The 19,749-nt window shown below is 69.8% G+C and carries 18 protein-coding genes and 1 other RNA gene; 6 read left to right on the top strand and 13 right to left on the bottom strand.

The genetic code is table 11. The annotated features are described in order from the left end of the window. Window positions 1-13: 13 nt before the first annotated feature. On the top strand, window positions 14-748 hold the full coding sequence (locus tag RT2_RS12170; protein ID WP_072845056.1) for a VIT1/CCC1 transporter family protein: 735 nt from the start codon (window positions 14-16) through the stop codon (window positions 746-748). Here the strand turns inward: RT2_RS12170 and RT2_RS12165 are convergent. From RT2_RS12165 to RT2_RS12145, 5 genes are read right to left on the bottom strand one after another with little or no spacing between them, the layout of a single operon-like run. Then, entirely contained in the window at window positions 671-1,930 is a 1,260-nt protein-coding gene (locus RT2_RS12165) for an MFS transporter (protein ID WP_083577345.1), read from the bottom strand. The genes RT2_RS12170 and RT2_RS12165 overlap by 78 nt on opposite strands. 34 nt (window positions 1,931-1,964) lie before the next feature. After that, the gene (pgm, locus tag RT2_RS12160) at window positions 1,965-3,608 is read right to left on the bottom strand and encodes a phosphoglucomutase (alpha-D-glucose-1,6-bisphosphate-dependent) (protein WP_072845055.1); all 1,644 of its coding nucleotides are present in this window, start codon (window positions 3,606-3,608) and stop codon (window positions 1,965-1,967) included. A gap of 44 nt (window positions 3,609-3,652) precedes the next feature. Continuing rightward, the gene (gene crcB / locus RT2_RS12155; RefSeq protein WP_307718211.1) at window positions 3,653-4,018 is read right to left on the bottom strand and encodes a fluoride efflux transporter CrcB; all 366 of its coding nucleotides are present in this window, start codon (window positions 4,016-4,018) and stop codon (window positions 3,653-3,655) included. 9 nt (window positions 4,019-4,027) lie between these two features. After that, window positions 4,028-4,438 (bottom strand): fluoride efflux transporter CrcB, encoded by a 411-nt coding sequence (gene crcB / locus RT2_RS12150; protein WP_072845053.1) that lies wholly within the window; start codon window positions 4,436-4,438, stop codon window positions 4,028-4,030. Beyond that, on the bottom strand, window positions 4,435-5,085 hold the full coding sequence (locus tag RT2_RS12145; protein WP_092776154.1) for an LON peptidase substrate-binding domain-containing protein: 651 nt from the start codon (window positions 5,083-5,085) through the stop codon (window positions 4,435-4,437). The genes crcB (RT2_RS12150) and RT2_RS12145 overlap by 4 nt, the downstream gene beginning before the upstream one ends. A 106-nt stretch (window positions 5,086-5,191) precedes the next feature. On the opposite strand from RT2_RS12145, the gene RT2_RS12140 reads away from it, so the two are divergent. After that, window positions 5,192-6,424: a lipase family protein gene (locus RT2_RS12140; RefSeq protein ID WP_072845051.1), complete on the top strand. Its 1,233-nt coding sequence runs from the start codon at window positions 5,192-5,194 to the stop codon at window positions 6,422-6,424. Window positions 6,425-6,454: 30 nt separating this feature from the next. Here the strand turns inward: RT2_RS12140 and RT2_RS12135 are convergent, their stop codons facing one another. Beyond that, window positions 6,455-6,784 carry a hypothetical protein gene (locus RT2_RS12135; protein WP_072845050.1) on the bottom strand — a complete coding sequence of 110 codons (330 nt, stop codon included), beginning with the start codon at window positions 6,782-6,784 and terminating at the stop codon, window positions 6,455-6,457. A gap of 382 nt (window positions 6,785-7,166) precedes the next feature. Between RT2_RS12135 and RT2_RS12130 the strand changes: the two genes are divergently transcribed. Together RT2_RS12130 and RT2_RS12125 are read left to right on the top strand one after the other, a co-directional pair. Beyond that, window positions 7,167-8,708, top strand: coding sequence for an alkaline phosphatase D family protein (locus RT2_RS12130; protein ID WP_139191210.1), 1,542 nt, complete (start codon window positions 7,167-7,169; stop codon window positions 8,706-8,708). A 45-nt stretch (window positions 8,709-8,753) separates the two neighbouring features. Further along, window positions 8,754-9,767 (top strand): glycerophosphodiester phosphodiesterase family protein, encoded by a 1,014-nt coding sequence (locus RT2_RS12125; RefSeq protein ID WP_245709364.1) that lies wholly within the window; start codon window positions 8,754-8,756, stop codon window positions 9,765-9,767. Between the two features lie 359 nt (window positions 9,768-10,126). On the opposite strand, the gene ssrA is transcribed toward RT2_RS12125, so the two are convergent. Next, window positions 10,127-10,497, bottom strand: a transfer-messenger RNA (tmRNA) gene (ssrA, locus tag RT2_RS12120). 180 nt (window positions 10,498-10,677) lie between these two features. Between ssrA and RT2_RS12115 the strand changes: the two genes are divergently transcribed. After that, window positions 10,678-12,795, top strand: a complete 2,118-nt coding sequence (locus RT2_RS12115; protein ID WP_072845048.1) for an amidohydrolase family protein — start codon at window positions 10,678-10,680, stop codon at window positions 12,793-12,795. Between the two features lie 103 nt (window positions 12,796-12,898). After that, window positions 12,899-14,953 (top strand): elongation factor G-like protein EF-G2, encoded by a 2,055-nt coding sequence (locus RT2_RS12110; RefSeq protein ID WP_072845047.1) that lies wholly within the window; start codon window positions 12,899-12,901, stop codon window positions 14,951-14,953. A 3-nt stretch (window positions 14,954-14,956) separates the two neighbouring features. Here the strand turns inward: RT2_RS12110 and smpB are convergent, their stop codons facing one another. The 6 genes from smpB to prfB all read right to left on the bottom strand — a co-directional run bounded on the left by smpB (window position 14,957) and on the right by prfB (window position 19,717). Then, entirely contained in the window at window positions 14,957-15,430 is a 474-nt protein-coding gene (gene smpB / locus RT2_RS12105) for an SsrA-binding protein SmpB (protein WP_072845046.1), read from the bottom strand. A 70-nt stretch (window positions 15,431-15,500) separates the two neighbouring features. Next, window positions 15,501-16,406 (bottom strand): permease-like cell division protein FtsX, encoded by a 906-nt coding sequence (ftsX, locus tag RT2_RS12100; RefSeq protein WP_072845045.1) that lies wholly within the window; start codon window positions 16,404-16,406, stop codon window positions 15,501-15,503. Between the two features lie 57 nt (window positions 16,407-16,463). After that, entirely contained in the window at window positions 16,464-17,153 is a 690-nt protein-coding gene (gene ftsE / locus RT2_RS12095) for a cell division ATP-binding protein FtsE (RefSeq protein ID WP_072845044.1), read from the bottom strand. Window positions 17,154-17,234: 81 nt separating this feature from the next. Beyond that, a complete protein-coding gene (locus tag RT2_RS25445) occupies window positions 17,235-17,699 on the bottom strand; it encodes an Rv3103c transmembrane domain-containing protein (protein WP_139191211.1) in 465 nt (154 codons plus the stop codon). Then, window positions 17,696-18,613: a mechanosensitive ion channel family protein gene (locus tag RT2_RS12085; protein WP_083577343.1), complete on the bottom strand. Its 918-nt coding sequence runs from the start codon at window positions 18,611-18,613 to the stop codon at window positions 17,696-17,698. The genes RT2_RS25445 and RT2_RS12085 overlap by 4 nt, the downstream gene beginning before the upstream one ends. Next, window positions 18,614-19,717, bottom strand: coding sequence for a peptide chain release factor 2 (gene prfB, locus RT2_RS12080; protein ID WP_072845175.1), 1,104 nt, complete (start codon window positions 19,715-19,717; stop codon window positions 18,614-18,616). Window positions 19,718-19,749: the final 32 nt, after the last annotated feature.

Here is a 19,749-nt window from a genome sequence, read left to right as displayed (position 1 = left end):
TAGATTCACGGACATGCCCGACTCGACGCCGGCAGCCGGGGGCGCACTGCCCCACGATTTCGACCACACCCACGCCGACGTGTCCGGCGGTTGGCTGCGGGCCGCCACCTTCGGCGCGATGGACGGACTGGTCACCAACACCTCGCTGATCGCCGGTGTCGGCGGCGCCGGCCTCGAGCCGCGGTCCATCGTCCTGAGCGGCGTGGCCGGCCTGGTCGCCGGGGCATTCTCGATGGCCCTCGGCGAGTACACCTCGGTCTCCACCGCCAACAAGCAGATCGACGCGGAGGTCCGGGTCGAGGCGAGCGCCCAGGCCCGGCACCCGGAGGCGGAGCAGGCCGAACTCGTCGGGATGTTCGTCGAGATGGGCATGAGCGAGCCGACCGCCGCGGCCGCCGCCGCCGAGGTGCACAACGACTCCGACCGCGCGGTGACCATCCACCTCACGCAGGAACTGGGCGTCGACCCGACCGAGCAACCCTCGGCACTGCTCGCGGCGGTCTCGTCGTTCCTGATGTTCTCGATCGGCGGGATCGTCCCGCTGATCCCCTACCTGCTGGGGTTCGCCTCGCTGGCCGCCGGTCTGGCCGCGGGCGCCGCCGGCCTGCTGGTCACCGGCGCGCTCGCCGCCGGGTTCACCTCGCAGTCGCGGGTGCGCGGCGCGCTGCGGCTACTTGTGTTCGGGACGATCGCCGTCGGCGCTACGTACGCCGTCGGCAGCCTCCTCGGCGGCGGGGTCCCCGGCTGACGCCTGCGGGACCCGGTTCGGCGCCACCAGCCAGAACGCGATCGGGAGCAGCATCAGCGCGCCCGTGACCGCGAATGCCACCCCGTACGACAGGTACTGGGCCAGCACGCCGGCGATCAGCGGGCCGGCCACCACGCCGACGTCCGAGGCCATCTGGAAGGTGGCGAGGACCGGGCCGCCCCGGGCCTTGGAGCCGATCACGTCGGCGACCGCCGCCTGCTGGGCCGGGTTCATCAGCCCGGACCCCATGCCCGCGACCAGCGAGAGCGCCAGGAACACCAGCAGGTTCTCGCTGAACCCGAGCACCGCGGTCGCGCTCCCGCTGACCACCAGCCCGGCCAGCACGAAGGGCCGCCTTCCGCGCAGGTCCGACATCCGCCCCGCCGGGATCTGCACCAATGCGTTGCCGACGGCGTACACGGTGAGCGCGACACCCGCCAGCGCGGTGCCCTCGTCCAGCGCCTCGACCACGAACAGCGGCACCATCGCCACCCGGACGCCGAACGACACCCAACCGTTGGCGAAGTTCGACATCAGAGCCGCCCGGTACGTCGCCGAGGCCAGTGCCTGGCGCAGCGTCATGGTGATCGGTGCGCCGGTGGTGTCCGGTGAGGCGAGCGCGGACCCCTTCAGGCTCACGTAGACCACCGCCGCCGCGATGAGCAGCGCCACCGCGTAGATCAGGAAGGGCGCGCGCAGGCCGAAGCCCGCCAGCGCGCCGCCGAGCAGCGGGCCGCCGATGGTGCCGAACAGGAAGGACGTCGCATACAGGCCGGACACCCGGCCGCGGATGCCCGGCGGCGTGATCCGGATCAGCAGCCCGAACGCGGACACGGTGAACATGGTGGACCCGACGCCGCCGGCCGCCCGGAACAGCAGCAGCTGCCAGTAGTCGCCCGCGAACGCGACCGCGCCCGACGACGCGGCGACGATCAGCAGCCCGGTGAGATAGGTGGGGCGCTCCCCCAGCCGCTGCACCAGGGCACCGGCCAGCGGCGCGAACAGCAGTCGCATCAGGGCGAACACGCTGATCACCGCGCTCGCCGCGATGTACCCGACGTCGAAGCTGCGGGCGAACTGCGGCAGCGCCGGAGCGACGATGCCGAACCCGAGGGCGATGACGAAGCTGGCCGATACCAGGACCCAGATCTCGCGTGGCAGTTTCGCTGCGGTGGTGTGCATGATTACCGCAGAGCCTAGTCAGCGGCCGGACGGGTCAGGCGCCCGCTCCCAGCGCCCGGGACACCAGCTCCCGCGCCTCGTCCTGCACCCGAGCGAGATGCTCTCCGCCCCTGAACGACTCGGCGTAGATCTTGTACTTGTCCTCGGTGCCCGACGGCCGCGCGGCGAACCAGGCGCCCTCGGTGCACACCTTGAGGCCGCCGAGCGCGGCACCGTTGCCGGGCGCCACCGTGAGCGTCGCGGTGATCGGCTCGCCCGCCAGCTCGGTCGCGGTGACCTGGTCCGCCGACAGCGCCGCCAGGGCCGCCTTCTGCTCGCGGTCCGCCGGCGCGTCCACCCGCGCGTAGACGGGGCTGCCGTACCGCTCGGCGAGGTCGGCGTACCGGGCCGACGGCGTCCGGCCCGTGACGGCGAGGATCTCCGAGGCGAGCAGCGCCGCCGCGATGCCGTCCTTGTCGGTGGTCCACACCCGGCCGTCCCGGCGCAGGAACGACGCGCCCGCGCTCTCCTCGCCGCCGAATCCCAGTTCCCCGGACAGCAGCCCGGGGACGAACCACTTGAACCCGACCGGCACCTCCACCAACTCCCGGCCGAGCCCCGCGACCACCCGGTCGATCATCGACGAGCTCACCAGGGTCTTGCCGACCTTGGTGCCCGGCGCCCAGCCGGGCCGGTTCGCGTAGAGGTAGTCGATGGCCACGGCCAGGTAGTGGTTCGGGTTCATCAGCCCGCCGTCGGGCGTGACGATGCCGTGCCGGTCGGCGTCGGCGTCGTTGCCGGTGGCGATGTCGAACCGCTCCCGCGCGCCGATCAGCGAGGCCATCGCGTCCGGGGACGAGCAGTCCATCCGGATCTTCCCGTCCGTGTCCAGCGTCATGAACCGCCAGGTCGCGTCGACCAGCGGGTTCACCACGGTCAGGTCGAGGCGGTGGCGCTGCGCGATCTCACCCCAGTAGTCGACACTCGCCCCGCCCAGCGGGTCGGCGCCGATCCGGATGCCGGCGCCGCGGACGGCGTCGAGGTCGACGACGGTCGGCAGGTCGTCGACGTAGGTGCCGAGGTAGTCGTACGGCTGGGCCGCCCCGGACAGCGCCCGCGCGAGCGAGACCCGGCGGACCCCGGCCAGTCCGGCGGCGAGCAACTCGTTGGCGCGCGCCTCGATGGCCGACGTCGCGTCGGAGTCGGCGGGGCCGCCGTGCGGCGGGTTGTACTTGAAGCCGCCGTCGCGCGGCGGGTTGTGCGACGGCGTCACCACGATGCCGTCTGCCTGCGCCGTGGCACCGGATGCGTTGTGCCGCAGGATCGCATGGCTCACCGCCGGCGTCGGGGTGTAGCGCCCGCGGGAATCGACCAGCACCACAACGTCGTTGGCGGCCAGCACCTCCAGCGCGGACGTCCAGGCCGGTTCGGAGAGCGCGTGGGTGTCCCGCCCGAGGAACAACGGGCCGTCGACGCCGTGGGCCGCGCGGTACTCGACGATGGCCTGCGTGGTGGCCAGGATGTGCGCCTCGTTGAACGCCCCGTCCAGGCTGGACCCGCGGTGCCCGGACGTCCCGAACGCCACCCGCTCGTCCGGATTCTCGGGGTCCGGGGTCCTGGCGTAGTACGACGTCACCAACTGCGGGAGGTCTTCGAGGTCCCCCGGCTGCGCGGGTAGGCCTGCTCGCTCGTGCGCCACGGTGGATCTCCTAGCTCGGTCGGACGACTGCTCTCGTCATTCGATCACGCGAACATCGCGTGCGCCGCGGCGAACCCGACCGATGCCGCGGTGAGCCCCGCGACCAGGGTGGCCGCGACGTTGGCCAGCGCGTTGCGGCGGTCGCCGCTCTCGAGCAGGCTCACCGTCTCGTAGCTGAAGGTGCTGTAGGTGGTCAGTGCCCCGCACAACCCGGTGCCGAGGATCGCCATCACCTCGCCGTCGTGGGCGACGGCCGCACCGGTCAGCGTGCCGAGGATCAGCGACCCGATCACGTTGACCGTCAGGGTGCCCCACGGGAAGGGGCCCGTGGTGCGCGACTTCACGGCGCCGTCGATCAGGTACCGCGCGGGCGCACCGATCATGCCGCCGAGAATCACCAGCAGGAACATCACGGCCGGTCAGTCCCCCCTCTCGGTGAGCGCGCCCGCGGCGAACCGGGCGGCCGTCAGCCCGGCCAGTGCGGCTCCCAGCGCCAGCAGCAACGTGCCGAACAGGTAGAAGACGGCCACCGGGAGGTGTCCCTCGTAGGCCAGCCCGTGCACCTCCACGGCGTAGGTGGAGAACGTGGTGAAGCCGCCGAGGAATCCGGTGACCAACAGGGGGCGGACCAGCGCGGGCGCGCTGTACACCTCGGTGACGACCACCGTGACGATCCCGATCAGGAAGCAGCCGAGGACGTTTGTCAGCAGGGTCGCCCACGGGATGTGGCCGGCCTCGGCGGGGATCGCCCGCTCCAGGCCGTAACGGGCGAGTGCACCGAGTCCGCCGCCCACCGAGATGACGGCCAACACCGATCCCTCCGGCTTCACCTCCCGGTTTCCAGCCCCGAAAGCCGAAATCGCGCCGCCGCGAGCACATCCTCGACGGTGTCGGCGAGCACCTCGAGGCGCGCGCCGACGCCGGGCGCGGACAGCACCCGGAGCCGATCCGCGGGTCCGAGCGGCAGCCGGGAGGCCAGGCCGTAGGTCTGCGCCGCCGCGTCCCCTGGCAGCTCCCCGAGCGCGGGGAAGACCGGCGCCGACAACCCGCGACGGCGGGCGAGTTCGCCGTACACCTCGCCGAGTTCGGCGACCCGGTCGTCGAGAAGGCCGATGACGCCGTCGCCGATCGCGGACCGCTCGTCCGGCCAGGGCGCCACCTCTGCGCGCGGGTACGGGGCATCCGCCAGCCAGCGCTCGACCCGGATCCGTTGCGTGCCCTCGCAGTCGAGCAGCAGCCGGCCGCCGGCGACGGGCCGCGCGCTGACGATTCGGGCCGCCGTCCCGATGGCGGTGCGCTCGTCGCCGCCGCCGACCTCCTGCCCGCGGGAGATCAGCACGACCCCGAAGCTCATCCGGTCCGGGTACGCGGTGCACTCCTCGATCATCACGAGGTAACGCGGCTCGAAAACCTGCAGCGACAACAGTTCACCCGGCAGCAGCACCGCACCCAGGGGAAACATCGGGAAAGCGTCCACCGTGCCAGCATGCACCACCGCGGCGACGTCCGCAGACCCGTGGCCCGGCCAGGCGGACTGTGGTTCACTTGTGAGGTTGATCACCCAGCAAACTGGGAGGGATCTCATGGCCCAAGTAGCCAGGCCCGCCGCAGTCTCGAAGTCCCGGCCCGCCGCAGTCTCGAAGTCCCGGCTCACCACGGTTGTATTCGCCGTTCTCGCAGTGGCACTCACGTTCCTGCCGGCGGCGCACGCACAGCCGACGATTCCCCGACCGGACCCCGACCCGTTCTACGCGGCGCCGCCGGACCTGGCCGGGCGCGGCAACGGCGACGTGCTGAGGTACCGACCGGTGGACGTGTCCCGGTTCGGCAATGCCGACGGCTGGCAGATCCTCTACCGCTCCACCAACTCCACCGGAGGACCACTCGCCGCGGTCACCACGGTGATGGTCCCGCGCGGCGGCGTGGACGGTCCGCTGGTGTCCTACCAGGCCATCATCAACTCGCTCGGCACCGAATGCGGCCCGTCGCACACGTTGTTCAACGGCCAGCTCCAGGAGGCCCCGACGTTGCGGGTGCTCCTCGCCCGCGGCTGGGCCGTCGCACTGCCGGACCACCTGGGCCCGTACAGCGCCTACGGCGCCGCCCGCCTCGGCGGCCAGGTGACGCTCGACGGGATCCGGGCGGTCCAGCGCCTGCCCGAGGCCCGGCTCGGCCGCAGCCCCGTCGGGCTGACCGGCTACTCCGGCGGCGGGATGGCCACCGCGTGGGCCGGGGCACTCGCCCCGACGTACGCACCGGAGCTGCCCATCGTCGGCGTCGCCCCGGGCGGGGTGCCGGCCAACCTGAACGAGCTCGCGACGGGCCTGGGCACCGCGCCGCACCCGCTGTTCGGCCTGGCCTTCGCCGCGACCCTCGGGCTCGAGCGTGAGTACCCCAGCCGGATGATGGTCAGCGCCGACCTGAGTCCTGCCGGGATGTCGCTGCGCGACCAGATCGAGAACGACTGCTCGCAGGAGATCATCGACGCGGGTGCCAACCGCAGTGCCGCGGAGGTGGCGAAGGACCCCATGCAGATCGAGTCGCCCCTCGCCCGTTCGGTCTTCGACGAGAACAGCGTGCTGTTCTACGGCGGCGCCCCGCGCGCGCCGGTGCACATCTGGCAGGGCAGCGGCGACGTCCTCGCCCCGGTCGGCTCGGTCGCCACGACCGTGCGCAACTGGTGCAACGCCGGCACCCGGGTGCAGTTCGACGTCGTGCCGGGCGACCACGGCCCCGCCGCGATCGAGGGGATCCCCGGGGCCTTCGGCTGGCTCGGCGACCGCTTCGCCGGGGCACCGGCGCCGAGCAACTGCTGAGCGCTCCGCAAGCTCAGGACGGCACGGGGCTCAGGACGGCCAGGGCGGCAACGGCGGCTTGACCCACATGATCTTCTCGTCGGCGTGCGCCGGCGTCGCCTGCGGATGCGCCTGGTGCGCGGCCGCCCAGCGCGACTTCTCGTCGAGCAGGGACGCCACCACGGTCCAGGTCTCCCGCGTGCTCGGCGGGTTCACGTCGGCCGCACGGGCCAGCTTGCGCAACCGGTCGTCGGGCAGTGCCAGCAGTTCCGCACCGCTGATCGCGCGTTCCCACACGTAGCGGGCCAGGCCCACCGCCTTGTCGCGACGCATCCGGTCGGCCAGGTCGGTGTGCGCAAAGTCGACATCGTCGGGCTCCATCTGCGGGCACCTCCTTCTGCGGGTTCCGAGCCTATCGAGTGGGTGCAGCGTTTTCAGCTCTCGGGTGCCTGGTTGCGGACCCGCCCACCTCGCGCGCCGTGAGGTCGGCGGCGCTGCCGCCCGACGCGACGCCCGGGCGGTGGCGGCGGCCCCGCCGACGCCGAGGTCCGACGCCGGGACCCGGTAGCGGCCGACCCTCGCCCCTGGACCACCGACGTCGACGCAGGCCCGACAACGACGAAGGCCCCGGACAAGTTCGGCCCGCTACCTGCAGTGTTGCGACGACTCCGTGAACCCGCCGTTCGACTGCGACGGCGACTGGGTGGGGCATAAGATCCCCGACGGCCAATCGGTATGTTTCTGACACTCGAGGTGGACTCCGTTGTCGAAGAAGTCGTTCAATGCTGAACGTACGAATGAACACTCCGCCTCCGTCGTCCTGCCGGAGTTCGCTCGCCGTCAATTTCTGAGGACCCTTGCCATCGGCGTCCCGGCACTCGCCGTGGGTAGCGCCGAAGCCAATGCCACCGTGCTCGACGCGAAGCCCGGCACGGGACCCGCCGGAGGCGGTGCGGGCACGAGCGGATCGCCCCACATCTCCTCGTCTCCCGTCACCGTGCGGCCTTGGGAGCCCGAGGCCGTGGCCGAATCGACCGCGGTCTTCCCCCGCACCGTGATCGCGGGGGACATGCGACCGACGTCGTTCGTCGTCGCGTGCTACGTGGCTGACAAGGCACCCAAGCACCTGGTCGTCTGGCGGGCAGGCGCGACGCCGAAAACGGTCGAGGTCGCCTTCGAGTCGGACGTGGTCCCCGATGCGGACGGCTTCTCGAAGACCAAGGTCGACAACCTGGAGGCGGGAACCTGGTACTCCTACGGCCTTTTCGACGGAGAGGCCGAGAGTGCGACACTTCGCTCACTCATCGGACGCGCACGCACCGCGCTCGCCGAAGGCAGCCTCGAGCCCGTCACGGTCGGCGTCAGCTCCTGCGTCGGACAGGGCACCGTCCTACCCGACTACGCGAACCCGCTCAACATCACCCCCTTCCACTGGCCCCTGCTCAGCAAGGCCGCCGAACGCGATTTCGACGCCTTCATCACGCTCGGCGACCAGGGCTACATGGACCTGGTGTATGCCAACGGTGGCACGTACGAGGGCTATCTCGCCGGATGGGGGGCGTATCACGCCGGCGGCTATCGCGACCTCTTCCCACGTTCGGGGATCTACGCAACCTGGGATGATCACGAGGTCACCGACAGCGGCACAGTCGTTCCCTGGACCAGCAACCCGGCGGAGCGGCAGAAGATCGACAATGCCAAGCGCGCCTATTACCGCGTGCAGGCGCTCGAAGCCGACGACCCCGAAGAGACGCCGCTGTGGCGCACCTTCCGTTGGGGCAACACGGTCGAATTCATCATCCTCGACTGCCGTCAGGAGCGGACCGCCGATCGCATGATGAGCCAGGCGCAGCTCGACTTTCTCCTGCAGCGCCTCGAGCAGTCGCCCTGCCATTTCAAATGCGTGGTCACCTCCGTGCCCTTCGCACGGGTCAACCACCTCACTTCGAAAGAGGACCGCTGGGAGGGGTACGGCGCCGAGCGCGACCGGGTGAAGGCATTCATCAACGAGAAGAACATCCGCAAGGTCCTCTGGGTCACCGGCGACATTCACATGTGTTACGCGGGCCAGATGGAGCTGCCCGCCGATGACGGGTCGCTCGCCGGGCAGATGTGGGAAATCTGCTGCACGTCCGGCAACACCAACCCCGGATGGATACTTCTTCCAGACCAGCAGTTCGTTTGGAAGAGCGGGACCCCGCATGTGCCGTTCCTGACCTTCGATCCGCACGCGGACTCGGTGAAGCTCGTCTTCGTCGACGACAAGGGCGGCGCCGCCTTCGAGCGGACGATGATCCTCCCCTAGCGTGACCGTGGTCCGATTCCACCTCGAAGGCAGGAGGTTCCGACAGTGAAAGCCGCTCTGCTTACGCTTGCCCTCGCGACCAGCACCGCCGCCGTTCTCGGTATGCCAGGCGCTGCCGCCGCACCCACGAGCGCCTTCGATCTGCAAGCGCACCGCGGCGGGCGTGGGCTCGTGGTCGAGAACACGCTGCCCGCCTTCGCGAATGCGCTCGATCTCGGGGTGTCCACGCTGGAACTCGACATCGCGATCACCAGGGACAGTCGCGAAGTCATTACCCACGACGCCGCCATCGACGGCGGCAAGTGCACGGACACACAACCCGCGACACCGGGTGACTTGCAGTTCCCGTACGTCGGCAAGTTCATCAAGGACCTGACGTTCGACCAGGTGCGGACGGTGGATTGCGGTTCCACGGCGCAGTCCGACTACCCCGGTCAGCGCACCGCCCCCGGCGCGAAAATGCCCACCCTTGACGAGGTGTTCGCCCTCACCCGGGACCGCTCCGCCGACGATGTCCGCTTCAGCATCGAGTTGAAGACCGACGCGAATGGCAGGGACACCGCGTCGCGGGAGGCGTTTGTCCAGCGAGCGGTGCAGGAGATCACCCGGGCCGGGATGCGGGACCGCGCGGCCATCCAGAGCTTCGACTGGGGCACGCTCATCCTGATGCACCAGACCGATCCCGGCCTGCGTCTCTACGCCCTGACCGAGCCCACAAAGGTCTACCCCTTTTCCCCATGGCTGGGCGGGCTGTATCCGATCCAGTTCGGCGGCAGCCTCGTCCGCGCTGCGAAATCCTTCGGCGCTACGGCCTTGTCGCCCATGTACGCCCTGCCGCCCGACGGTTCGGTGAGCCTGCCGCTGGTAACGCGCGCCATGGTCGACGAGGCCCACGAAAACGGCATGCTGGTCGTGCCGTGGACCGTCAACGATGCCGCCGCCATGCGCTCGCTCCTGGACATCGGCGTGGACGGCATCATCACCGACTACCCCGACCACCTGCGCGAAGTCATGCGCGAGCGCGGCCTGCCGCTTCCGCCGCGGTATCCGGTCGGGTAGTCCGAACGAACCCTCGTAGGGCCAACCCCCCGGCCGGACGGGTCGCGGGAGGCCATCGAGCTATCCCCACGGTCTCCTACGGCACGCTACGACCCGTCGGTTCGAACACGACGCCGCTCCGACATACAAGTCGGAAGCCGCGGCCTGCACCGATGACAAACGCCCCCACCCTCGAAAGGGTAGGCACGCGCGGGTGTCGATGACGCAGGACGTGTACACGGGGCGAGGCCGGACACATTCGGTGGTGGCGGACGCCCTGGACGCCGTAATCCATTCCGGTGAGTGGTCGGTGAGCGCCGGTTGCATGGATGCAAAAGAGGCCCGGTCAGGGTTCCCATTTCTGGGGCCTGACCGGGCCTTTGTGGAGCTGCCGGGAATCGAACCCGGGTCCTCTGCCGAATCGCTAGGGCTTCTCCGTGTGCAGTTCGCTAAGCCTCTACTTGGATCTCCCGGTCTCGCGAACAAGCCGTGATGACGATCCCAGTCACTGTTTGATGTCCCGTTCGACTCCGTGACCGAGCCGCGCGGTAAAGCCCTCTAGCTGATGCCAGTACCCGACCCGAGGGCGAGATCGGACTGACAGACACGCTTCGCTACTTAGGCAGCGAGAGCGTAGTCGCGCTGATTGGAATCGGCGCTTATAGGTTTGCAGCGACGCTTACGGTGGTCTCTTGCCTGCACCGACACGCTTCCCCTAACTCAACGTACAAAGTCGAAACCGTTCAGCCCCGTACGTCCCAGCAACTTGCTGGGACCACATACTGTAACGCCCCGCGGCGCGGAAATCATCCCCATTAACGCGCCCGCGTGTCTGACCCCGCCCCATACCACGAAAACATCTGGACGAGCGTCCAAAATGAACTAGTCTGCGGGGAATCCGTCAGCTGATTTCAGGGGACACAGAACACACATGACACCAATCGCCACGCGGCGCCGCCGCCGGTTCGTCCAGGCCCTGTCCGCCGCGCTCGTGTTGGCCGTCGGGGGCGCCACCATGGCGGGCGCGGCGCCCTCCCCTGACCCGGTGGCCCCCGGGGACGATCCCGTCTACGGCCTCGCCAACGGCTGCTACGCCCTGCAGTCCGAGCCGACCGGACAGTTCGTCCGGCTCACCCCCGAGGGCTACCGGGCGAACGGCGCGACCGTCAGCGACGCCGAGCCCTTCCGGGCCCACGCCGCCCAGCTCGGCCGGTTCATGTTCTACGGCCCCGGCGGCAACATGCTCGCCCACGACAGCGCCGGCGCGGTGGTCCCCACCCGCGACGCCCTGCCGACCACGGACTGGACACTGACCCACACCGACGGCGGCTACAGCATCACGGCCACGTCCAACGGCAGCCAGCTCACCGCCGCCGGACCCGACCTGCGACTCACCGACCCCGGCGTGAACCCCACCGGCGGCCGCTTCTCTCTGGTGTCCACCGGCGGCTGCGCCGAGTTCCCGGACTCCGAGGTCAACGCCACCGGCACTCCCCTGGCCGGCACCGGCCCCAACGGCGAGGTCCAGGGCTTCATCGACGCGCACGTCCACATGACCGCGAACCTCTTCATGGGCGGCGACGTGCACTGCGGCAAGCCCTTCGACCCGCAGGGCATCACCGCGGCACTGAAGGACTGCGAGGACCACGGCACAAACGGCATGCCGGCCCTGCTCGAGAACGTCATCTCGCACGGCTCGCCGTTCGAGGAGCACGACACGACCGGCTGGCCGACCTTCGCGGACTGGCCCGCCCAGGACTCGCTGACCCACGAGCAGACCTACTACAAGTGGGTCGAACGGGCCTGGCGCGGCGGCCTGCGGATCTTCACCAACCTGCTGGTCAACAACCGGGTGCTGTGCGACCTGTACCCGCTCAAGTCCAAGTCGTGCAACGACATGGACACCATCCGGCTCCAGGCCCAGCAGGCCCACGAGATGCAGGACTACATCGACGCCCAGTACGGCGGCCCCGGCCGGGGCTGGTTCCGGATCGTCAGCTCCCCCGAACAGGTCCGCCGGGTCGCGGCCGAGGGCAAGCTGGCCGTCACCCTCGGCATCGAGACGTCCGAGCCGTTCGGGTGCAAAATCGTCAACGACGTACCGCAGTGCACCGCCGAGGACATCGATCGCGGCCTCGACGAGGTGTACGCGTTGGGCGTGCGGCAGATGGTCGTCACCCACAAGTTCGACAACGCCTTCGGCGGGGTGCGGTTCGATCCCGCCGTGCAGGGCGTGGCCGTCAACGTCGGCAACTTCCTGAGCACAGGCAAGTTCTGGGAGGCCGAGCCGTGCACCGGTGCGGCGAAGGACAACCCGCTGCTCAGCCTCGGCGAGGGGCCCGCTGAGGCCGTCGCCGCGCTGCCGCCGGGCGTCACCACCCCGATCTACCCCGAGGGCCCGGTCTGCAACACCCGCGGCCTGACGCCGCTGGGCGAGCACATGATCCGCGGCATGATGAGCCGCGGCATGATCGTCGACATCGACCACATGGGCGTCAAGACGGCCGACGCGACGATGAAGATCCTCGAGGACGCCAAGTACTCGGGGGTGGTGTCGAGCCACAGCTGGTCCGACACCTCGATGTACCCGCGCATCTACGCGCTCGGCGGATTCGTCGCGCTGTACGCCAGCCAGCTCGACCCCCAGAAGGCCGAGCCGGGCCAGGACCCGAAGGCCGATCGCGAACCCGGTTTCGTCGCCAGTTGGCGTAAGGCCCGCGAGGCCCGCAGCGACAAGTTCTACTTCGGCTTCGGGTACGGCGCCGACACCAACGGCTTCGGACCGCAGGCCGCCCCGCGCGCGAGCGCCGAGACCGACCCGCTGCAGTACCCGTACACGACGTTCGACGGCGGCACCGTGATGGACCGCCAGCGCACCGGCGAGCGGGTCTTCAACGTCAACACCGACGGCGTTGCGCAGTACGGCCTGATCCCGGACTGGATCGCGGACATGCGCAACGCGGCCGGCGACGACGGCGATCAGCTCATCGAGGACATGAGCCGCGGCGCCGAGGCGTACCTGCAGATGTGGGAGCGCGTCGCGAAGTAGCGTCCTTTCCTCGCAAGCCCCGCGGCGGCGGGCTGCCACGCCTAGACTCGTGGCAGCCCGCCGCTTTGGGAGGAGTACTCCCGTCGCTTGGGAGGAGACCTCCATGGCCGACCGCAACTCGGTACGAACGGGGCAACCGCCGCCCGTCGACAAACCGGAGCAGTTGCGCAACGTGGTGCTGGTCGGCTGCAGCGGAACCGGCAAGACCACGCTCGCCGAGTCACTGGCCCTCGCGTCCGGCGCGATCGGCCGGGCCGGCCGGGTCGCGGACGGGAACACCGTCTCGGACTACGAGGACATCGAGCACCAGCAACAGCGCTCGGTTCAGCTGGCGGTGCTGCCGCTGGAGTGGAACGGCCTCAAGGTCAACCTGATCGACACCCCGGGCCACCCCGACTTCGACGCCGAGGTGCGGGCCGGACTCCATGCCGCGGACGCCGCGGTGTTCGTGGTCTCGGCCACCGACCCGGTGTCCGCGCCCACCCGCGCGCTGTGGCGCGAGTGCGCCGAGGCCGGCATCCCCCGTGCAATCGTCGTCTCGAAACTCGACGTCGCCCGCAGCGGATTCGACGAGATGCTCACCGCCTGCCACGACGCGTTCGGGCTCGGCCCGGACTCGGTGCGACCGCTGTTCCTGCCCGTCTACCGGGACGGCCGTCCATGCGGTTCGATCGACCTGCTCACCGGCCGCAGTTACGGCGAAGCCGGCCCACACCCCGACGCGGACGCGGCGCGCGAGAGCCTCGTGGAGGCAATCTCCGGCCAGGACGACACGCTGATGGAGCGGTACCTGGCGGGCGAGGAACTCGACGCCGAGGCGCTGGCCGAGGGCCTGCGTCGCGAGGTCGTCGACTGCGCCCTGCACCCGGCGCTGGCCGTCACCGACAACGGGCTCGGGGCCGTCGAACTGCTGGACCTGGTGGCCACCGCGTTCCCGGACCCCACGCGCCGCGGCGGACGCCCCGGCCCCGCCTGCGATCCCGACGCGCCGCTGTCGGCACAGGTGCTCCGCATCACCGGCGACGCGTACGTCGGGCGGATCAGCCTGGTCCGGGTCTTCGCCGGGACGCTGCGACCGGACACCCACGTCCGCGTCGCGGGCAACGACGAGGCCGAGGAGCGGGTGACCACGCTGACCGGGCCGTTCGGCAAGCAGCAACGGCCGGTGCCGGAGGGGATCGCGGGCGACCTCGTCTGTGTACCGAAGCTGACCGTCGCGCGGATCGGCGACACCCTCGGCGACGACGAGCATCCCACGGCCCTGCCCACCTGGCCGCTGCCGGACGCGCTGTTGCCGATCGGCGTCGAGGCGCACACCAAGACCGACGACGACAAGCTCTCCCAGGCCCTGACCCGGCTCACCGTGGAGGACCCGGCGCTGCGCCTGGAGCAGAACACGGACACCCACCAGCTGGTGCTGTGGTGCACTGGCGAGGCCCACGCCGAGGTCACCCTCGACCGGCTGCGCAACCGGCACGGCGTGCACGTCGACACGGTGCCGTACCGGGTGGCGTTGCGGGAGACCTTCGCCGGCGCCGCCGCCGGGCACGGCCGACTGGTCAAGCAGTCAGGCGGGCACGGGCAGTACGCCATCTGTGACCTCGAGGTCGAGCCGCTGCCGACCGGCACCGGCTTCGAGTTCGCGGTCCGGGTCGTCGGCGGCGCGGTACCCAAGAACTTCGTCCCGTCCGTCGAGAAGGGCGTACGCACCCAGCTCGCCAGCGGCGTCGGCACCGGTCACCCGCTGGTCGACGTGCGGGTGACGCTGGTCGACGGCAAGGCCCACTCGGTGGACTCCTCCGACTCCGCCTTCCAGACCGCGGCCGGCCTGGCCCTGCGGGACGCGGCCACGCACACCGACATCCGACTGCTCGAACCGGTCTCGGCCGTCCGGGTGATCCTGCCCGACGACTACCTCGGCGCGGTGCTCAGCGACCTGTCCGCACGCCGCGGCCATGTCCTCGGCACCGAGTCGAGCGAGCCGGGGGTCGCGCTGTTGCGCGCCGAGGTCCCGGAACTCGAACTCTCCCGCTACCCGACCGACCTGCGGTCGCTGACCCACGGCACCGCCGAGTTCGCCCGCGCGCACCTGCGGTACGAACTGATGCCGGCGGCGGTGGCCGCCCAGTTCACCGGCAACGGCCACTCGCCTGCCTGAGCGTCAGCGCATGCCCTTCACACGGCGCCCCAGCTCGCGAGTGACCTCGCGCTCCGCGGTCCGCCGCGCCAGGTCCTGACGCTTGTCGTAGTCCTGCTTGCCCTTGGCCAGCGCAAGTTCCACCTTGACCTTGCCGTCGTTGAAGTACATCGACAGCGGCACCAGCGTCTGGTTGCCTTCCCGGGTCTTGCCGACCAGGTGCTCGATCTCCCGCTTGTGCAGCAGCAGCTTCCGGGTGCGCCGCGGCGAGTGGTTGGTCCAGGTGCCCTGGGTGTATTCGGGGATGTGCAGGCTGCGCAGCCAGACCTCCCCGTCGTCCACGGTGGCGAAGGCGTCGACCAGCGACGCCTTGCCCTCGCGGAGGCTCTTGACCTCGGTGCCGACGAGGGCGATGCCGGCCTCGTAGGTGTCGATGATCGTGTAGTTGTGGCGAGCCTTGCGGTTGCTTGCAATGACCTTGCGGCCCTTTTCCTTCACGTCTGGGCCCCTTCAGTCCACGCGTGCGATGTTCGGTGTCTCCACCAGGATAGGTCGAACGGGCAACTGCTTATTCCCGCACGTACAGCCGGAGCGTCACGTACGCCGTGACGGCGGCCATTCCGACGCCCACCAGCACCAGGAACGGCGAGACCAGCAGCACGTCGCTGTTGGAGATCTTGGCCACGATGTTGGCGTCGTAGACGTCGGTGAGCACGTCGTCGATGAACAGGTTCTTCGCGGTGAACAGCGCGACGATCGCGAGGACGGCGCCGACCAGCGCGGCCGCGATGGCCTCCAGCAGGAACGGCAGCTGGGTGTACCAGCGGGTCGCGCCGACCAGCCGCATGATGCCCACCTCGGCCCGACGGGTGAAGGCGGCGATCTGGACCATGTTGGCGATCAACAGGATCGACGCGATCGCCTGGACGATCGCGATCGCGAACGCGGCGTTTCGGATGCCACCGAGCACGCTGAAGAGCCGCTCCACCAGGTCCCGCTGGTTGAGCACACTGTCCACGCCGGGCCGGCTGGCGAAGGTGTCGTTGACCACGCCGAACCGGTCCGGGTCGGACAGCTTGACCTTGAACGAGGCCGGCAGCGCGTCGGGGCTGACCATCGACGCCAACTCGGGCTGGTCCTTGAACACCCGGTCCTTCGCGTCGGCGACGGCGTCGTCGCGGTTGAGGAACTGGACCGAGACCACGGAGTCGGTGTTCTCGAGGTCGGCACGCAGGTTCCGGCAGAGGTCCTGGGTGCAGCCTGGGTCCGAGACGGACACGTCGTCGGTGAGGAAGATCTGCACCTCGACGCGGTCCAGGAAGATCTGCTGGGTCTTGCCTGCCATCTGGACGACGAGCAGGCCACCGCCGAACAGGGCGAGCGAGATCGCGGTGGTGAGGATCATCGCGATCGTCATGGTCAGGTTGCGGCGCAGGCCGGTGAGGACCTCGCCGAAGATGAAGCTGGCACGCATCGGAGTTGACTGTCCTTCGTGTGGTCGGGGTGGGTCGGCGCTGGCTCGGTGTTGCGGCTAGCGCCCCACGCCGTAGACACCGCGAGCCTCGTCGCGCACCACGCGACCGAGATCGAGTTCGACCACCCGGCGCCGCATCGAGTCGACGATGTGGTTGTCGTGGGTGGCCATCAGCACCGTGGTTCCGGTGCGGTTGATCCGTTCGAGCAGCAGCATGATGTCGCCGCTGGTGTCCGGGTCCAGGTTGCCGGTCGGCTCGTCGGCGAGCAGGACCAGCGGCCGGTTCACGAAGGCACGGGCGATCGCGACCCGCTGCTGCTCGCCGCCGGAGAGTTCGGTGGGCAGGCGGTCCGCCTTGCCGGACAGACCGACCAGGTCCAGCACCTCGGGCACCGTGCGCTCGATCATCGCCCGCGGCTTCCCGATCACCTCGAGGGCGAACGCGACGTTCTCGGTGACCGTCTTCTGCTGCAGCAGCCGGAAGTCCTGGAACACGCAGCCGATGGACTGGCGGAGCTTGGGGACACGGCGGGCCGCGAGCCGGTTGACGTGGAACTCACCGACGTGGATGTCGCCCGAGGTGGGCGTGTCCTCCTTGAGCAGCAGGCGCATGAATGTCGACTTCCCCGAGCCCGACGGGCCGATCACGAAGACGAACTCACCCTTGTCCACGGAGACGTTCACCTTGTCCAGGGCAGGCCGCGACGAGGTCTTGTAGGACTTGGACACATTCTCCACGCTGATCACGAGGAGCCAGTTTAGCCATGTTCACGGCGTGCCCATTCGGGTAACGACGAGGCCGCAGGCCAGGCCGTCAGCGGGCCTCGGTCAGGGGGTGCTCGGCGTCGGTTCCGGCGTCGGCGACGTCGGCGTGGTCGGCGTGGTCGGGGCCTCGCCCACCACGCCGGGTGGTAATTCCATCCCGGACGGGATGGTCATCCCGGGCGGCAGCACGATCAGCGGCGGCTTCGTCGGGGTGGTCTCCGTGGTCACGGACGGCTCGGCGCCCGGGCTCGGCGACGGCGTCGTCGGGGTGGGCGTGGTGGAGGTCGGCGGCCGGCTCGTCGACTGCTGCTGCCGCGGCGCCTCGGGCTCGGCGGTGGTCTGTACCGGCGCGGGCGACTGTTCCGATTCCGGCGGCGGCGGATTGAGGTAGATGTAGAACACCGCCGTCGCCAGGAAGGCGACGACGAGGAGCACCGTCGAGGTCCGGACACGCCCGCCGAGAAGGCGCTTCGGCACCTTCTCGTACCAGCCGAGACCGGGCGAGTCAGGCCCCTGCTCCGCGGTCACGAGGAATGATCCGGCTGGGAGGAATGAACCGGCTGGTCGGTGATCAGCTCCGGGCCGACGAGGATCCCCTCGCGGCGCAGCCGCTCCGCGACCCGGGCCCGCAGTTCGCGTCCCACCTGGAACTGCTTGCCGGGCAGGGTGCGGGCCACCATCCGAATGTTCACCGTGTCCACCTCGATGCTCTCCACCCCCATCACCGACGGCTCGTCGAGCAGCAGCGGCTCGAGGTCCGGGTCCTGGTACGCCTCCCGGCCGACGCTGTGCAGCACGTCGTTGACGTGGTTGATGTCGACCGTCGCGGGGATCGGGACGTCGACCACCGCGCGTGCCCAGTCCTTGGAGAGGTTGACCACCTTGACGATCTGACCGTTCGGGATGGTGATCACCTCGCCGTCGGACGAGCGCAAGCGCGTGACCCGCAGCGTCACGTCCTCGACGGTGCCGAGCGCCGCGTCCCCGGCGCCGACGGCCATGATCGATACCACGTCACCGAAGCCGTACTGCCGCTCGGCGATGATGAAGAACCCGGCCAGGATGTCCTGCACCACCCGCTGGGCGCCGAAGCCGAGCGCGGCGCCGAGGACGGTGGCCGGGGCGACCAGGCTCGACACCGCGAAGCCCAGGCGTTGGAGCACCTCGACGGTGACCAGCACGTAGACGATGGTGATGAGCACCCAGGTGATCACCTGCGCCAGCGCGTGCCGGTGCTTGGTGGCCTCCGAGCGCACCAGCGCGTCGCCCTGGCTGTAGTTCAGGTCGATGCGGTCGGTGATGCGGTTGCCGGCCCAGCTGAGGAAGCGCCCGACGATCAGACCGCCGAGGACGTACAACACGATCTCCAGGAAACTGGTCCTCAACCAGTTGCTCAGGGTCGTGGTGTTCTCCGGCAGCAGGTTGAGCGCGAGGACCGACAACTAGTTCTGCTCCCCGCGCATCCGCCAGCGGATCCCCGACTCGAGGAAGCCGTCGATGTCGCCGTCGAGCACCGCGGACGGGTTGTTGACCTCGTACTCGGTGCGCAGGTCCTTGACCATCTGGTACGGGTGCAGCACGTAGGAGCGCATCTGGTTGCCCCAGGAGCTGCCGCCGTCGCCCTTGAGCGCGTCCATCTCGGCCCGCTCCTCACGGCGCTTGACCTCGAGCAGCTTGGCCTGCAGCACCCGCATGGCCGAGACCTTGTTCTGCAGCTGCGACTTCTCGTTCTGACAGGTCACCACGATGCCGGTGGGGATGTGCGTCAGCCGCACCGCGGAGTCGGTGGTGTTGACCGACTGGCCACCGGGGCCGGACGAGCGGTAGACGTCGACGCGCACGTCGTTCTCGTTGACGTCGATGTGGTCGGTCGTCTCCACCACGGGCAGCACCTCGACCTCGGCGAACGAGGTCTGCCGGCGGCCCTGGTTGTCGAACGGGCTGATCCGCACCAGGCGGTGGGTGCCCATCTCCACGGAGAGGGTGCCGTACGTGTAGGGCGCCTTGACCGCGAACGTCGCGCTCTTGATGCCGGCCTCTTCGGCGTACGACGTGTCGTAGACCTCGACGCCGTAGCCGTGCTTCTCGGCCCAGCGGATGTACATGCGCATCAGCATCTCGGCCCAGTCCGCGGCGTCGACTCCGCCGGCGCCGGAGCGGATGTTGACCAGCGCGTCGCGCTCGTCGTACTCACCCGACAGCATGGTCTTGACTTCCATGGCCGCGATGTCCTCGCGCAGGCTCGCCCGCTCCGAGTCGGCGTCCGCCACCGCGTCGCCGCCCTCGTCCTCGGCGAGCTCGTAGAGGATCGGCATCTCGTCGAGCCGCTGCCGCAGGCCCTCGACGCGCCGCAGTTCGGCCTGCGCGTGGGACAGCTGGCTGGTCACCTGCTGGGCGTGGTCCTGGTTGTTCCACAGGTCGGGGTCTGCTGCCTGATGCTCGAGTTCGTCGATGCGTCGGCGCAGCTCATCCACGTCCAGCACCCTCTCGACCGTGGTGAGAGTGGTGTCGAGCTCGGCAAGGTCTGCGGAAACGTCGGGTTGCACGGTTCCCAAGGCTACCGGTGCCCGCCGACAGC

This window comes from Rhodococcus tukisamuensis NBRC 100609, from assembly GCF_001894985.1.
In the GTDB taxonomy this organism is placed as follows: Bacteria; Actinomycetota; Actinomycetes; order Mycobacteriales; family Mycobacteriaceae; genus Rhodococcus_G; species Rhodococcus_G tukisamuensis.
Note: the sequence above shows the minus strand (reverse complement) of the source record. Positions and strands in the feature narration are given on the sequence as shown.